Genomic DNA, 13,540 nt, shown 5'->3' with positions numbered 1-13,540 from the left:
TTTACTCATTTATTTTCCAGCGTTTCCCGCCGTATGCTTTCACCATCGTCATCCTGTAATTCATCCGGATGAACGCCGTCTATTTTCTGGCCCTGCCCACCGCGTGCTTTTTCCATTTTTGCTCTGTCACGGGCATCGCTTTCCGATGGCGTGTCAGTTAAAGAGCTGCCTTTCCCGGCTAATTCATCCCTGTAGGCCTTATCGGGATTTCCCTCTCGCTTGTCTGGCTCCCATTTGTTTTTCTCCATAACGAAATTTTTAAAAAGGACAGAACTACAGGCCTTAGCGGCCGGTTTGCGACAGGTCATCCCGCTGCTCAGTCGCGTCGTCCTTTTTTGGCTCTTCCCTTGGAATGACCGGCTCTCCGTTATGCCCAACCTGCACAAAGGTCCTGTCACTATTTTTAAGTGGCGCCTGTTGCTCCTGCAATTTGTTTTCCTGCTTTTCCATTTTTTATCGTTTGAATTTTAATGCTGGTAAAAGTCACTTCCCGTCAGTCTTACCGGTCATTAAGAGGCCGCAAAAGAAGAACAGCATTCACTTCGTCTTTCTGCCGATGAAACGAACATCCCGCAACTGTTGTTTTTTACCGTTGCCTTCGCCATAAACCGGCACACAAAACTTCTCTCAAAAGGAATTTCCACCTTGCTCTTCACTCGTTAAATTGCCCCCGCACTCGCCGTTGTTCATGCTACCTTCCTGCTGATCCGCAATGCTAACAACATTACCGCCGCCGTCCCGTTCAATCGCAGGATCCCCACTGGTTTCTACTCGTTCACTTACCCGCTTGCTTTCGTTCTCCATATTTTGCCGATTGCTTGTATTCAGGTCTTTTTCGTCTGTCATTTTTTTTGTTTTGCCGCAGAAGAACAGGCGAAAGAATTATGCCAATTCAATTTGCCTTATTTTGTATCTCCATACAATTGACCAATGAAACCATTCCTTTTCAGCTTTTTTTTCTGTGCACTGCTTGGCTGCGCTACAGGAGACACAACGCCCAAACACGCAAACACAGCGCCGGCCAAAACTGACACGCTTACCCTGGCTGCCTTTACCGACACCTTGCAAAAGCTCAACAAGGCTTTGCCAACAGCAATTGACAGTGCCGTTCATCTCTATGACATGCGTGCACCAAACGACAGTACCGGCGCCGACAGTGCAGCCGCTGCTGTAGTTTCGCTGATACAGGACGTGGTAAAAACCCAAAATGACCGGTTGCAAACGGACAGTGCCGACTATTTTGCCATGCTCGACCCGGCAAGAACAAACCTTACCGAAAAGCAAAAAGCTTTTTTGAGCGACCTGCACAAAAAGAAACTAAAAATGGCCGGCGACGGCGAAGGCGGTGTATACTTCTTGCCTTTGTACGAAACAATCCTGCCTGTTATCAAAGCCAAAACAACACGGCCGGTCGACAACTACCTGGACCTAGTGGCAAAAGAGGATTCGACACCGACATTTTTGGATGCCGGGCTCGCCATCGAAATGCCCGAGCTGGTTGACCGCCTTGTGCTGAGCGAACAACTTCTTTCCGCGCCACTTCCGCGGTCATTTGCTGCAGATGCTGTGCGGCTAAACCGCTTTTATACCAATGCCCTCATCAACGGAGCAGACAACTCCCCGGCCATTGACGACAACGGTACGAGGCTAAACGACGAATTCAAAAAAGCATACGACTATCTCCTGGCCAAGTACCCCGCCACCAAGGCGGCCGCAAAGATCAACGTATGGCTGGCGGTGGTTGCCTCGGGAGACAAGAGAAAGATGGACGACTTTCGCAAAACAGTGCAATGATCAGCGTTTCCGGCGAACGGACCGGTCGTAGTATTCCGGCTCTTTTTTCTGGATCCAATTTAAAAAGGCCGCGATTTCTTTATGCTGCCGCAGTCGTTCGATGGTATAGAAATGCCGTTTCAGTTCCATCTCGGTAAACACGGCGTGTATCTTGTCGTGGCAGATTTTGTGAAGCAGGATTGTGGCCGTACCGCGACCACCCTTGCTCAGCGGCAACAGGTGGTGACGATTATAAGGCTTCGCCAGCCTTCGCCCGCAAAGAGGACAGAATTCAACATCTCCGGTCTGCATGCTTTTTCCGTTTCAAGAAATGTACCCTTTGCATAGCCCTTGCAGCGCTGCCGCTGCGTTTTCGCCCGATCCGAAATGAAGGAAGTACTGTCACTGGAAATGCTTTCCTTTGTGCCTGTGGTTTTTTCTTTGATTAAAAAGGCCTTCCGGAACTTATCCAACAACGACCCTTTGCGCATGGCTGGCGCCACAGCTTTCTTCACGTCTTTTGCGCTGCCATTCATCCTGATCATTCTTTCCCAGCTTCTGGGGCTGTTTTACGATGTCACTATAGTCCGGCACCAGCTTTACGGCACGTTGGCAGGTGTATTGGGCAACGAAGCGATGCAGCAGGTTGTGAATGTGTTGCGGGCATTCAGGCAGCTGGCGAACAACAAGCTGATTACGGTGGCTGGTATCCTGTTTCTGTTTCTGGTATCAACAACCTTGCTGATGGTGATCAAATCCTCCATCAACCAGCTTTGGCGCATCAAGCCGCTTCGGGAAGAAAGCTTCCTGCAAAACCTCAAAACCCGGCTGCAGTCGGTTTTGATCATTGTTGGAACGGCATTCCTTTTTGTTTTGAGTATCCTGGCGGAAGGAGCGAAAGCCTACCTCGATCACACCATCACCAACGTCAGCCCCCAGTTTGCGCACCAGTTTATCGGCGTATTGAATTATCTGCTTTCGGTGGCATTTGTCACGCTTTGGTTTGCCATACTCTTTCGGTTGTTACCCGATGCCCGTGCGCCCTGGCGCATCGCCTTCACCGGCGCTTTTGTGACCAGCGTGCTTTTTAACCTGGGAAAATACATCCTGCGGGTTCTTTTGGTAAACAGCAACCTGAACTCGTTGTACGGGGCTTCAGCCGGTGCGGTACTGCTTCTGTTGTTTGTGTTTTACTCATCCCTGATCTTGTATTTTGGCGCGGCATTTACTCGCGTCTGGGCCGATCACCTACGTGTTCCTATCAATCCCCGCTCCTATGCCACCCATTACAAACTGCAGGAAGTGAATGAAACTGCCTGAACGGCACGAAGAGAAACTTCCAAAATCGTTTTACCATTTTCTACAGACGCCAGGCCTCGCAAAACGTGGCGGAAAAGCCATCAATACGGACGGCAAACCGTTCTGCTGGCATGTACCACCTCCTGCAAAATTGTTCGTCCCATCAATGCTGCTTCGTCGTTGTAGGCCGTGTTGCCAACCGGTCGCCCCACAACCAGGTGCCGGCATTGGGGTTCTTGCCATTGACACCCGGCGAGTTTTCGCTTGTGCCAACGCCGATGATCGTGGTGCCGGTTCCGACGGCGCCACTACCGGAAACCGTACCTGATGAATTGGCGGTAGTGGGACGTAAAAAAAGTTTTCCATTGGCAAAACCATAGGTCCCTTTGGGCATGCCTGCAATCCTCGAACTACCCGCGGCGGCTCCGTTAGCCTGCTGATTCAGGGTCGTAATGGTTGGATCCGTGATGGTAAAAGGTCGCGTTGCCGGCGCATATGCATTGTTTTCCGAAACGGAACGAAGCACCACCGTTGAACTGTTGTTAGCGGCATATTTCGTTTTTCCCGTTACCGCTTTTGCTTGACCCTGTTTCGCTGTTTTTTGTTTCGCCTGCTTTTTTACAGCCGTTGTCTGGGCCGCAGAACTGACGACAATTCCAATTACCAGGAAAGCTGCCAACAATAACTTCTGCTTCATATTCATTTTCCTCCATAACAGCTGTCGCAAATGAACTGCCAGTTTGCACGCAAGGGGCTGCGGTATAAAATTTTCAGCGATAGCGAAAAGAGATGACATGAAGGAAATCAAGGTTCCCTACAACGGAAAAGGCCACGTGGTTCGCTACAAGGTAGAAACGATCGATACCAGTATGACGCCGGTTCCGTTTCTCAACGTTTATTCGATTTTTATCGATGACCCTGAATTGACGAAGATTTGTGGTGAACACTTCACCATTCTGCACAACCCTACCGCGACGATTTTGCCGCTTTACGACATTACTTCTTCCGGCGATACCGAAGAAAAAAACCTAAAAAAGCAAATTGCTCAACAGGTGATGAACAATCCCACAGAATAAACTTTTAAAAAGAAGACGTATTGAAAATGGTGAATTTTCAATACGTCTTTCGACTTAGGGATTACCCATCGTGTCGTTGTTCGCCGAGCGGGAATTGTCCTGCGGCTTGCCACTCTTATGCTGCTCTGCATCTTCACTGGCAGAACCACCCGTTACATTTCCGTAATCGGCCACCTTTGCGCCGGGCTCGTGCAATGTTGGATTTTGTTCGCGGGCCGCATCTTGTTCCGGATTTTCCGGTCGTTTCTTTTGATCGTTTTCCATTTCCATGCTTTTGTTGAACAAATAGGACTACGCCTTATCTCTCCCCCAATTTTGTTCCATCTTTTGATAAGCTTTTTTGCTGACAGTTGATTTTTTCCGGCTTTTCGAATCGCCTTTTTCCTTGTGGGCATTGATATTGTTCACCAACGAATTTTTCACGCCCAGTTTGTTCTTTTTAGCCAGGCTTTTGGAAGTGCTTTTCTTTGTCGCGCCGCGTTTTGTTGCGGTTCTTTTCACACCGGCCTTGCGTTTCGAAGTCGTTTTTTTTGCTGCTGCTGCCATCGTTTTTTTTACTGACAACAAGGAGCATACCCAAGCGGGTTTTGTTGAAGGGAATGTGCCAATCCATTATAAACGCAAAACAGGAAGCGCAGCGCCTAGTGGTATTTTTTCCACCACCCGCTGTTGTGCGAATTGCCGGTGATGGGCGTGGTATCGCCGGGTGCGGGAAGCACCAGCGATACATCTTTTTTCGCTGCTGCGTCCAGTAACCGCTCCACCGGTTCGGTCCAGGGGTGCATGGCAAGGTTGAATGTTCCCCAGTGAATTGGCATAAGTTGCGCGGCCTTCAGGTCGAGTGCTGCCTGCACGGCATTTTCAGGACCCATGTGAATGGCTTCCCACTCTTCGTTATACGCCCCGATCTCGAGAAGCGCCAGGTCAAACGGGCCCAGGTTTTCGCCAATGGTGACAAAGCCGTTAAAGTATCCCGAATCTGCTCCATAAAAGACACGATGCAGGGGCCCTTTGATCGCAAAGGATCCCCACAAGGTGGAGAACCTGTCGGTAAGGCCACGGCCCGAAAAGTGACGGGCCGGTGCCGCGGTGATCGTATGCTCCCCGCCAAAGGGAACGGCATCCCACCAATCCAGTTCGGTTACCAGGCCCGGCGAAATCCCCCACTGAAGCAGGCGCTTTCCGACGCCCAGCATTGTGATCACCGGGATATTTTTTTGCGTGAGATGCAGGATACTCTTCCTGTCCAGGTGATCGTAATGATCGTGCGACAGCAAAACGGCATCAATGTGCGGAAGTGCCTCAAGGGAAAGCGGGTTCGGGAAAAAGCGGCGAGGCCCAAGATAGCGAAATGGCGATGCTCGCTGGTACCAGAGCGGATCGGTCAGAAAGCGTTTTCCATCGACGTCTATCAGCAGGCTCGAGTGCCCCAGCCAGGTAACCCGTAACGCAGAATCCGGGATGGTACGCAATGCATCATGATCTACCGAAAAGGGCCCGGGTGATTTGGCTGGCTCACGATGCGGGTGCTTCTGAAACGCCTTGCCCAGCAGGCGCCAGATCGCGCCTTTGCCCATCACTTCTGTCGGTACCGGGTTCAAAAAAATCTTTCCGTTGAAATGGTCAGTCACCTGCATATCCAAAGCTAACCCCGATCTCTCGTGTTTTGTTCAAAACGGGTTTCAATCCATCTTTCATCGGAGAAACCCTGCCGGCGAAATTGACACCCAACCGTCATCAAAATGAAAGAATCTCCGCAGCGAAAACACAGCGCCCTTCCTACTTTCCTCTTTCCTCCTTCATCCGCCATCGAACAAAACTTTGCAACCGAAAAGCAGATGGGTATGAAATATCTTCGTCAAAATCCTGGCAGATGAATCCGCAAACTCCGTTACAGATCAAAACCGGCCTCCGGGTGGCAAAGCCAGCCGGCGAGGTTTTCGAAGCTATCGTTGACCCTGAAAAAATGTCGAACTATTTTATTTCCAAAAGCAGCGGCCGCATGGAAGCCGGCGCTGTTTTGCAGTGGAGCTTTCCCGAAATGGCGATGAGTTTTCCCATCAGGGTCATTGCCGCGGAACCGGGCAGGCAGGTTTCCTTTGCCTGGAGCACGGAAGACGGCAGTGAAACAATCGTGGATATGCGACTAAAGGCGGTTGACGAAAACACCACGTTTGTCGTTGTTACCGAAGGCGAAAAAACTTTATCGGAAGCCAGCCTTCGATGGCTGAAAAGCAACACCGAAGGCTGGGCTAATTTCCTGGCCTGTCTGAAAGCCTTCCTCGAATACGGGATCAACCTGCGCAAAGGCGCTTTCGATCCATCGCAAATGCCGGACGCCGGATCGGAGCACGCCTAGCAATGTCCCAGCATCCAGTAGATCAAAACAAAAATGATGATGGTGCTCAAACAACCGCCACCTAACTTTTTTGCTCCGTAACCTGCTATCAAAGCTCTTAACCAATTGGGCATAACAAATCCATTTTTTCACAATCCAAAAAAAGTTATGCCAGTTCTTGCAATCAGTTCTTCAACAGTTTTGTTTACGACACAAACGGAAAGCGGTATTGCGAAGCGGGGTGATGCCGAACAGGCTTTGCCCGGCGGGGAAACAATGCATGAAACAGGAAGGCTTCTCCCTTGCGTGAAAGGCGGTAGTTTTTTCCGAATGAATCATAGCCGGACGAAACAACAAATCCCTGGGCAAGCAACAATGCCAGGTCAGCCGCCTCCAGGTGATGAGAACCACAAAGAATCACTTCAGGGAAATGGTAAAAGGTTTGGATAGACTCGTTATAGATGCTAACCAATAATTGCAGCAAGTGAGGATCGACCGCCGGCTTTTTCATGAACACAGGTTCGATAACTGGACCCTATTCATCACAGGAAAAATTGTACCAGAGAGCGTTTCAGCAGGGGCGCCTTGAAATGAGCAAGGTTATGGGAATGGCCGTTTTGTGCAGGATACCGAGCTCCTTCGGAGCCGGCTTTCATCATCTGTCAATCTTTTCTATGAAAACGGGGCGCTTTCGGCGTCTTCGCTTTTCATTCTATCCGGGTTTATTCTTGTTCGATTGGCTTTTTCAAACCTCACTTAATTCATCACCATCTCTTTTGCATTCTCCAGGGCAGCGGCTGTGGGCTTTTCACCGCTCATCATTTTGGCAATGGCCACAATGCGTTCATCGGTATCGAGGAGGCGAACACCGGTCGTCACCCTTTCTTCCTTCAGCGATTTGTACACGAGATAATGTGCATCTGCTTTGCCGGCGATCTGTGGCTGGTGCGTGATGCAGATAACCTGGCGGGCAAGGGCCAGTTCTTTCATAATGATGCCCACCTGTTTGGCGGCTTCACCGGAAATACCCGTATCGATTTCGTCGAAGATCAGCGTAGGCATGTTCATGGATGTAGCCACCAGCGATTTTATGCACAGCATCAAGCGGCTTAGTTCCCCGCCGCTGGCCACCTTGCGCAGGGGCTGAAACTGGTTGCTTTTATTGGCGTCGAAGAGAAACACCACGTCATCGAAGCCGGTCTGATTGAGCGCCACTTTACGGATATCTGCTTTCAACCGGGCATTGGGCATGCCTACCTGCGCCAGCATCTTGTTCACTTTTGTTTCCAATGGCTTTACCTGTGCAGAGCGGGCCGCGGAGATCTTTGCCGCCAGCACGTCGGCTTCGTGGATCAAGTCGTTGTATCTTTTTTCTGCTGCCACAATGGATTCATCGATGTTGAGCACAGCCTGCAATTTTTCGTTCAGGTTGTTGCGGATTTCGATCAACTCATTGGTCGCAGACACGCCGTGTTTTTTCAGCAGGCGGTAGCCGATTGAAAGACGCTCGTTGATAAAGTCGAGACGCTGCGCATCCGACCCGATATGCCCGTTGATGCGGTCGATCTCGTCGGCAATGTCCTGCAGTTCGATGTATGCCGATTGCAGGCGTTGCGAGATAGCCGGGAGATCGGGATGCAATTCGGCAAAATGCTGAAGGCTTCCCAGCATGCTTTTCAGTTGGCGCACAATCGGCTCTTCGCTTTCGGCCATTTCATAGTAGGCTTTGCTCAGGGCCGTTTTGATGCCCTCGGCATTGGCAAGCATTTTCAGCTCTACGTCCAGGTCTTCCAGTTCGTTTTCACGGAATCCTGCATCCTCCAATTCAGTAAACTGGAACTGGTGGTAGTCGGCCTCTTTTTCAAACTGTGCTTTTTGTTCCTTCAGCTGCTCCCACGCTTTACGGGCCGCCTGCGATTGTGAATAGACTTGCTGGTAGGTGGAAAGCAATGAAAAATTTCCCGCCAGTGCGTCCAGCACTTCCCGCTGGAAATCGCTTTCGCCGAGTTCCAGTGTATCGAACTGCTGGTGCAGATCAACCAGCAAACTGCTCAGCGCATTTAATTGCGAAAGATTGACTGGTGTGTCGTTGATAAAAGCCCGGGATTTTCCACTGGCTGCAATCTCCCGCCGAACGGTTAGTTCATCGGCCAGATCCAGCTCATTTTCTTTGAGGAAAGCAACCACGTGACCGTCCGCCGCTTCTTCTTTGAAACAGCCTTCGACCACGCACTTCTTTTCTTTGTTCAACAGCACATTGCTTTCGGCCCGTTGTCCCAGGATAAGTCCCAATGCACCCAAAAGAATAGATTTTCCCGCACCGGTTTCCCCGGTGATCACGTTCAACCGTGCAGAAAAGTCGATCTCAAGACGGTCAATAATTGCGTAGTTCTGTATGGATAATCGGCTCAGCATAATCCGGGACAAATTACTCCATTTCCCATTTCCCAAAACAAAAAAGCCTTCCGTTTGCAGGAAAGCTTTTCTTAAAAATTATGAGTCTAATTTATTGGACCTCAATGGCATCATTCAGTTCGCTATCCACCAGGATGCGGCCGCAGTTTTCGCAGATCATCACTTTCTTGCGCTGCTTGATCTCGCTTTGCTTTTGCGGCGGAATGTAATTGAAGCAACCACCACAGGCATCCCGCTCTACCGGCACAACGGCCAGGCCATTGCGGTAGCTGGAGCGGATTTTTTCGTACGAAGCCAACAGGCGGCTGTCGACGTGGCTGCGGGCTTCTTCAGCCTTTTTACCCAGTTCTTTTTCTTCTTTTTCGGTGGTGGAAATGATCTTTTCCAGTTCGCCCTTTTTCGAATTCAGAACGCCTTCCTTGTTGGCAATCGCTTTTTTGGCTTTTTCCAGCGAAACGGCCTTCTCGGCGATTTCCTCGTTGGCGTCCTTGATGTGCTTTTCACAAAGCTTCACCTCGAGGTGCTGCATCTCAATTTCCTTGTTGATGGCTTCAAACTCGCGGTTATTCTTTACGTTCTCGCTTTGCTTCTCGTATTTCGCGATCAGCTCCTGCGCATCTTTGATGGCATTTTTCTTCTGGTTAATAAATTCCGTGATGCCATTGATTTCTTCTTCAATGCGCAACTGGCGGGCATGCAGCCCCTGGATCTCGTCTTCCAGGTCGGCCACCTCCATCGGAAGTTCACCTTTCAGAATGCGGATTTCATCCAGCTTGGATTCTACTTTTTGAAGTCTTACCAGTGACGATAATTTTTCTTCAACAGAATATTCTTTTACGGTTGCCATATAACTGTTTGGGGTTTGGAGTTTGGGGTTTGGAGTTGTTTAGCCCAAACACCCGAAACGTTTACTTTATACTTTTCGGTTTTACCTTTTTCTTTTTGTAACCAGCGACTGTACTACTATCGGTTTCGTTGCGTCGCACCCTTGTACATCCAGTACTCCTGTTCAGCAGCGCCCCTTCACCCCATCCCATCTCACGTTCGCCCTTTCCCGTCTCACGTAAAAAACTGCACGGGGTTGGTATTCACGCTGGTTTTAAGGACGGCAAAAGTAGGGAATTTTTCCACAAGCAGGTCACGCAACAGATCCACGGCAAACTGCTCGCTTTCGTAGTGACCGATGTCGGCAATGACCATGCGGCCTTCGGCGTCGAAAAATTCGTGGTACTTGATATCAGCACTAATATAAATGTCGGCCCCATTTGAGAGAGCGGTTTTGATCAGGAAACTGCCGGCGCCCCCGCAGACGGCAACTTTTTTCACTGGCCTTCCCCGCAGGGGGGTATGCCGCACGGCGGGTAAATGAAAGCGATCTTTTAACATTTTCAAAAACGATTCTTCTGCCATGCCGGCCGGCAACTCGCCGATTATACCCGACCCGATACCGTAATGGGCATTTTCCATCGTAAAGATATCGTAGGCCACTTCTTCGTAAGGATGGCTGGCAAGCAGGGTCTTTACCACCTGTTTCTCCAGGTAAAACGGGTAGACGATTTCAACCTTGGTTTCCTGTTCCTCGTGCCGCCTGCCGATTTCGCCCACGTAGGGATCGGCGCCCTTTCCGGCTTTGAACGTGCCGGTGCCCTGGCTGTTAAAACTGCACTCCGAATAGTTACCGATGTGCCCTGCTCCCGCTTCGAAAACGGCGTTGCGTACGGCTTCTGCCTTATCGGTTGGTGCAAACGTTATGAGGCGGCGAAGGACCTTGCTTTTGGGTTGAAGAACGGTGGTGTTTTGCAGTCCCAGTTTGCTGGCGATGGTGTTGCTGACTCCCAGCACCACGTTATCCAGGTTAGTGTGCGCCGCATAAATGGCAATGTCGTTTTTGATGGCCATGATCACCACCTGCTCCACGTAATTACGGCCATTTAATCGCTTGAGCCCTTTGAAAATAACCGGGTGATGCGCCACAACCAAATTACACTTATATTGCAGAGCCTCATGAAGAACCGCCACCGTGACGTCCAGCGTACAAAGGACGCCGGTACATTCAGAATCCTTGTTTCCTGTTAGAAGACCAGCATTATCATAATCCTCTTGTAATTCCGGAGCAGCAAAGATTTCGATGGCGGAGAGGAGTTCACCAATTTTCATGAAGCCAAAGTAACCATTTTCCGATGGGAAAATTCCTAATCACCTTTAACCTGCAAATCAGGCCAGTCGCCGGAAGGCGTTTCAATAACGAACCGAAAACGTATTTGCATGCAAAAGAGTTTACTCTTTTTCTTACTGCTTTGCTTTGTTGCTGTTTTTCAGCAAGCCTGTTTTAAAGATGTCCCGCACGGCAATCTGCCAAGCGGCCAGGTTGCCATTACCTTCGACGATGCGTCGGTCGACAACTGGTTTGAGAACCTGGAACTTCTTGACTCGTTAAAAATCAAGGCAACCTTTTATGTGAGCGCTTACCATACGTTCACGACCGAACAAAAACACCGGTTGAAAACCATTGAAAGTCATGGCCACGAAATCGCCTACCACACGGCTACGCATCCCGACCTTGTAAAAGAGGTTAACAAAGATGGCCTGGCCCAAACGGAATTTAAAGAGATCATCTCTGATCTGTCTTTGCTGAAACGCGACGGTTATACCATTACAAACTTTGCCTACCCCTACGGCAGTCATTCCAACCAACTGGACAATTGCCTGCTGCGCCGTTTCAATTCCGTCCGGGCACTTTCCAACCACCAGGATTATTACAAAAGCCTGGTAAAAGAATCCGGTACCCGCAAAGTGCTGTACGGCGCCAATATCGACAATAACTCCCGCCTGAAAGACGATCGGATTCTTTCCCTGATGGACAAAGCACGGGAACACAACGACTGCCTGGTTTTAGTGGCCCACCAGATCAATAAACCATCGCTGCATCTCCAGATCAGTAAAGAACGATTGCTCTTACTCAGCCGCGCTGCTGCAGAACGCAACATTTCCTTCGTTACCATCAACCAGATTGCCAGGTAAACAAGCGGCACGTTTTTTTGTATGAAGCAAGCATTCTCTGCTTCAGCCTTTTGTTTGTAAACTTTTGACCATGCCAACTTCCGAACAACGCTATTCCGCCTACCGGGAAAAAATGCAGCGCATCGCCGATGTTCGCTATGCCAGCGCTGTCTTGCAATGGGACCAGGAAACCTACCTGCCCCCGAAAAGTGCCCGTTTTCGCGGACAGCAGATCAGCACCCTGGCCGAGTTGTCGCACCAGCTTTTCAGTGAAGACAGCCTGGGAGATTTGCTCCGTGAACTATCGCAGGACAGCGAACTGTCCCCGGTGCAAAAACGCAATGTGGCGTTGACGCTGGAAGACTATACCAAAAACAAGAAATACACGCCAGCCCTTGTGCGGGCCCTGTCCGATGCCGTGAACAAGGCCTTTCATTCCTGGATCGAAGCACGAAAACAGAACAGCTTCGCCATTTACCAGGACGACCTGGAAGCGCTGGTCAAACTAAAAAAAGAAGAAGCCGGCGTGCTGGGATACTTGCAGCACCCTTACGATGCCTTGCTGAACGAGTACGAAAAAGGCACGACCGTTGCCTTGCTCGATAAAACCTTTGGAGGCCTGCTGCCGCAGTTGAAAGATTTGTACGAAAAAATTCTGCACCGGCCACAGGTCGATGATTCGTTTCTACGCCAGCATTTCCCCGCCAGCCAGCAATGGGATTGGGGCATGGAGTTGTTGAAAGCGCTCCATTTTAATTTCGAAACAGGAAGGCAAGACAAAAGCGAGCACCCGTTTACCACCAGCTTTAGTGCGGAAGATGTGCGCATTACCACCCGCATCGACGAAAACGATTTTGGGAACATGACCTGGAGTTGCATCCATGAACTGGGTCACGCCTTGTATGAGCAGGGCCTGCCAGCAGGCGAATACGGGCTTCCGCTCGGCGAAGCCTGTTCGTTCAGCATTCACGAATCACAGTCACGTTTATGGGAAAACAACGTTGGCCGGAGCAAAGGCTTCTGGCAACACTGGTACCCGGTTGTGCAACGCCATTTTCCACAACAATTCAAAGATGTCAGCCTCGACCGGTTTTACAAGGGCATCAACAAAGTACAGCCTTCCCTCATCCGGACCGAGGCCGATGAAATCTCCTATCATTTCCATGTGTCCATCCGCTACGAGTTGGAAAAGCGTCTTCTGGAAGGATCGCTACACACAGCAGACATTCCGCACTACTGGAACGAACAGTACAAACAACTCCTGGATGTGGATGTTCCCGACGACAAGCAGGGCGCTTTGCAGGACGTTCACTGGAGCCATGGCAGCTTTGGTTATTTTCCTACTTACAGTCTCGGAAGTCTTTATGCCGCGCAGCTTTTTGCCCATGTGCGGAAGTCGATAAAGGGACTGGATGAACAAATTTCGACAGGTCAAACCCAAGAACTCCTGGCCTGGCTGCGGGAAAAAATACACAGTAAGGGACGGCTTTTCATCAGTGAAGATTTATGCAAAGAAGTAACCGGCGAACCCCTGAACCCCGACTATTTTTTGGCCTATGCCACAGAAAAGTACATGTCGATTTATTCATAAAAGCATTTTATCTTGGCTTGACGAAGTCCGGGGTGCCCATCGCCACCC

At 50.0% G+C, this 13,540-nt stretch carries 18 protein-coding genes; 6 read left to right on the top strand and 12 right to left on the bottom strand.

Translation table 11 applies throughout. From position 1 onward, the window contains the following. Positions 1 to 5 precede the first annotated feature (5 nt). The 3 genes from D6024_RS08855 to D6024_RS08850 all read right to left on the bottom strand — a co-directional run bounded on the left by D6024_RS08855 (position 6) and on the right by D6024_RS08850 (position 846). Positions 6 to 248 (bottom strand): hypothetical protein, encoded by a 243-nt coding sequence (locus D6024_RS08855; RefSeq protein ID WP_121354261.1) that lies wholly within the window; start codon positions 246 to 248, stop codon positions 6 to 8. 34 nt (positions 249 to 282) lie between these two features. Continuing rightward, on the bottom strand, positions 283 to 450 hold the full coding sequence (locus tag D6024_RS26630) for a hypothetical protein (RefSeq protein ID WP_162944644.1): 168 nt from the start codon (positions 448 to 450) through the stop codon (positions 283 to 285). Between the two features lie 177 nt (positions 451 to 627). Then, positions 628 to 846, bottom strand: a complete 219-nt coding sequence (locus D6024_RS08850; protein WP_121354260.1) for a hypothetical protein — start codon at positions 844 to 846, stop codon at positions 628 to 630. Between the two features lie 84 nt (positions 847 to 930). Here D6024_RS08850 and D6024_RS08845 point away from each other — a divergent pair, with 84 nt between their 5' ends. Further along, positions 931 to 1,794, top strand: coding sequence for a hypothetical protein (locus D6024_RS08845; protein ID WP_121354259.1), 864 nt, complete (start codon positions 931 to 933; stop codon positions 1,792 to 1,794). Here the strand turns inward: D6024_RS08845 and D6024_RS08840 are convergent, their stop codons facing one another. Further along, the gene (locus D6024_RS08840; protein ID WP_121354258.1) at positions 1,795 to 2,085 is read right to left on the bottom strand and encodes an HNH endonuclease; all 291 of its coding nucleotides are present in this window, start codon (positions 2,083 to 2,085) and stop codon (positions 1,795 to 1,797) included. 75 nt (positions 2,086 to 2,160) lie between these two features. On the opposite strand from D6024_RS08840, the gene D6024_RS08835 reads away from it, so the two are divergent. Beyond that, complete coding sequence (locus D6024_RS08835; protein ID WP_121354257.1) at positions 2,161 to 3,093, top strand: YihY/virulence factor BrkB family protein; 933 nt, start codon at positions 2,161 to 2,163, stop codon at positions 3,091 to 3,093. Between the two features lie 142 nt (positions 3,094 to 3,235). Here D6024_RS08835 and D6024_RS08830 read toward each other — a convergent pair whose 3' ends face one another. Then, entirely contained in the window at positions 3,236 to 3,769 is a 534-nt protein-coding gene (locus D6024_RS08830) for a hypothetical protein (RefSeq protein WP_121354256.1), read from the bottom strand. Between the two features lie 97 nt (positions 3,770 to 3,866). On the opposite strand from D6024_RS08830, the gene D6024_RS08825 reads away from it, so the two are divergent. Then, entirely contained in the window at positions 3,867 to 4,148 is a 282-nt protein-coding gene (locus D6024_RS08825) for a hypothetical protein (RefSeq protein WP_121354255.1), read from the top strand. A 54-nt stretch (positions 4,149 to 4,202) separates the two neighbouring features. Here D6024_RS08825 and D6024_RS08820 read toward each other — a convergent pair whose 3' ends face one another. The 3 genes from D6024_RS08820 to D6024_RS08810 form a co-directional block, all read right to left on the bottom strand. Beyond that, positions 4,203 to 4,412 carry a hypothetical protein gene (locus D6024_RS08820; protein ID WP_162944643.1) on the bottom strand — a complete coding sequence of 70 codons (210 nt, stop codon included), beginning with the start codon at positions 4,410 to 4,412 and terminating at the stop codon, positions 4,203 to 4,205. A 27-nt stretch (positions 4,413 to 4,439) separates the two neighbouring features. Then, entirely contained in the window at positions 4,440 to 4,694 is a 255-nt protein-coding gene (locus tag D6024_RS08815) for a hypothetical protein (RefSeq protein WP_121354253.1), read from the bottom strand. A gap of 95 nt (positions 4,695 to 4,789) precedes the next feature. Then, positions 4,790 to 5,785, bottom strand: a complete 996-nt coding sequence (locus D6024_RS08810; protein WP_121354252.1) for an MBL fold metallo-hydrolase — start codon at positions 5,783 to 5,785, stop codon at positions 4,790 to 4,792. 236 nt (positions 5,786 to 6,021) lie between these two features. On the opposite strand from D6024_RS08810, the gene D6024_RS08805 reads away from it, so the two are divergent. Further along, positions 6,022 to 6,507 carry an SRPBCC domain-containing protein gene (locus D6024_RS08805; RefSeq protein WP_121354251.1) on the top strand — a complete coding sequence of 162 codons (486 nt, stop codon included), beginning with the start codon at positions 6,022 to 6,024 and terminating at the stop codon, positions 6,505 to 6,507. Positions 6,508 to 6,691: 184 nt separating this feature from the next. On the opposite strand, the gene D6024_RS08800 is transcribed toward D6024_RS08805, so the two are convergent. The 4 genes from D6024_RS08800 to D6024_RS08785 form a co-directional block, all read right to left on the bottom strand. Next, the gene (locus tag D6024_RS08800; RefSeq protein WP_121354250.1) at positions 6,692 to 6,997 is read right to left on the bottom strand and encodes a hypothetical protein; all 306 of its coding nucleotides are present in this window, start codon (positions 6,995 to 6,997) and stop codon (positions 6,692 to 6,694) included. 245 nt (positions 6,998 to 7,242) lie between these two features. After that, positions 7,243 to 8,901, bottom strand: a complete 1,659-nt coding sequence (gene recN, locus D6024_RS08795; protein WP_121354249.1) for a DNA repair protein RecN — start codon at positions 8,899 to 8,901, stop codon at positions 7,243 to 7,245. A gap of 91 nt (positions 8,902 to 8,992) precedes the next feature. Continuing rightward, on the bottom strand, positions 8,993 to 9,748 hold the full coding sequence (locus D6024_RS08790) for a zinc ribbon domain-containing protein (protein WP_121354248.1): 756 nt from the start codon (positions 9,746 to 9,748) through the stop codon (positions 8,993 to 8,995). 212 nt (positions 9,749 to 9,960) lie between these two features. Then, a complete protein-coding gene (locus D6024_RS08785; RefSeq protein ID WP_121354247.1) occupies positions 9,961 to 11,058 on the bottom strand; it encodes a Nif3-like dinuclear metal center hexameric protein in 1,098 nt (365 codons plus the stop codon). A 108-nt stretch (positions 11,059 to 11,166) separates the two neighbouring features. Here D6024_RS08785 and D6024_RS08780 point away from each other — a divergent pair, with 108 nt between their 5' ends. Both D6024_RS08780 and D6024_RS08775 read left to right on the top strand, forming a co-directional pair. Further along, positions 11,167 to 11,922, top strand: coding sequence for a polysaccharide deacetylase family protein (locus D6024_RS08780; protein ID WP_121354246.1), 756 nt, complete (start codon positions 11,167 to 11,169; stop codon positions 11,920 to 11,922). Positions 11,923 to 11,992: 70 nt separating this feature from the next. Next, positions 11,993 to 13,492, top strand: a complete 1,500-nt coding sequence (locus D6024_RS08775; protein ID WP_121354245.1) for a carboxypeptidase M32 — start codon at positions 11,993 to 11,995, stop codon at positions 13,490 to 13,492. The last annotated feature ends 48 nt before the right edge of the window (positions 13,493 to 13,540 follow it).

Source organism: Flavisolibacter nicotianae, from assembly GCF_003628535.1.
Taxonomy (GTDB): domain Bacteria; phylum Bacteroidota; class Bacteroidia; order Chitinophagales; family Chitinophagaceae; genus Flavisolibacter; species Flavisolibacter nicotianae.
Note: the sequence above shows the minus strand (reverse complement) of the source record. Positions and strands in the feature narration are given on the sequence as shown.

Bases quoted from the DNA above. Each gene is read 5' to 3' on its own strand.
- D6024_RS08820 (WP_162944643.1), bottom strand. From the start codon at position 4,412: ATGGAAAACGATCAAAAGAAACGACCGGAAAATCCGGAACAAGATGCG.
- D6024_RS08855 (WP_121354261.1), bottom strand. From the start codon at position 248: ATGGAGAAAAACAAATGGGAGCCAGACAAGCGAGAGGGAAATCCCGAT.
- D6024_RS08810 (WP_121354252.1), bottom strand. From the start codon at position 5,785: ATGCAGGTGACTGACCATTTCAACGGAAAGATTTTTTTGAACCCGGTA.
- D6024_RS08830 (WP_121354256.1), bottom strand. From the start codon at position 3,769: ATGAAGCAGAAGTTATTGTTGGCAGCTTTCCTGGTAATTGGAATTGTC.
- D6024_RS08800 (WP_121354250.1), bottom strand. From the start codon at position 6,997: ATGAAAAAGCCGGCGGTCGATCCTCACTTGCTGCAATTATTGGTTAGC.
- recN (WP_121354249.1), bottom strand. From the start codon at position 8,901: ATGCTGAGCCGATTATCCATACAGAACTACGCAATTATTGACCGTCTT.
- D6024_RS08790 (WP_121354248.1), bottom strand. From the start codon at position 9,748: ATGGCAACCGTAAAAGAATATTCTGTTGAAGAAAAATTATCGTCACTG.
- D6024_RS08835 (WP_121354257.1), top strand. From the start codon at position 2,161: ATGAAGGAAGTACTGTCACTGGAAATGCTTTCCTTTGTGCCTGTGGTT.
- D6024_RS08845 (WP_121354259.1), top strand. From the start codon at position 931: ATGAAACCATTCCTTTTCAGCTTTTTTTTCTGTGCACTGCTTGGCTGC.
- D6024_RS08785 (WP_121354247.1), bottom strand. From the start codon at position 11,058: ATGAAAATTGGTGAACTCCTCTCCGCCATCGAAATCTTTGCTGCTCCG.
- D6024_RS08775 (WP_121354245.1), top strand. From the start codon at position 11,993: ATGCCAACTTCCGAACAACGCTATTCCGCCTACCGGGAAAAAATGCAG.
- D6024_RS08840 (WP_121354258.1), bottom strand. From the start codon at position 2,085: ATGCAGACCGGAGATGTTGAATTCTGTCCTCTTTGCGGGCGAAGGCTG.
- D6024_RS08850 (WP_121354260.1), bottom strand. From the start codon at position 846: ATGACAGACGAAAAAGACCTGAATACAAGCAATCGGCAAAATATGGAG.
- D6024_RS08805 (WP_121354251.1), top strand. From the start codon at position 6,022: ATGAATCCGCAAACTCCGTTACAGATCAAAACCGGCCTCCGGGTGGCA.
- D6024_RS08825 (WP_121354255.1), top strand. From the start codon at position 3,867: ATGAAGGAAATCAAGGTTCCCTACAACGGAAAAGGCCACGTGGTTCGC.
- D6024_RS08815 (WP_121354253.1), bottom strand. From the start codon at position 4,694: ATGGCAGCAGCAGCAAAAAAAACGACTTCGAAACGCAAGGCCGGTGTG.
- D6024_RS26630 (WP_162944644.1), bottom strand. From the start codon at position 450: ATGGAAAAGCAGGAAAACAAATTGCAGGAGCAACAGGCGCCACTTAAA.
- D6024_RS08780 (WP_121354246.1), top strand. From the start codon at position 11,167: ATGCAAAAGAGTTTACTCTTTTTCTTACTGCTTTGCTTTGTTGCTGTT.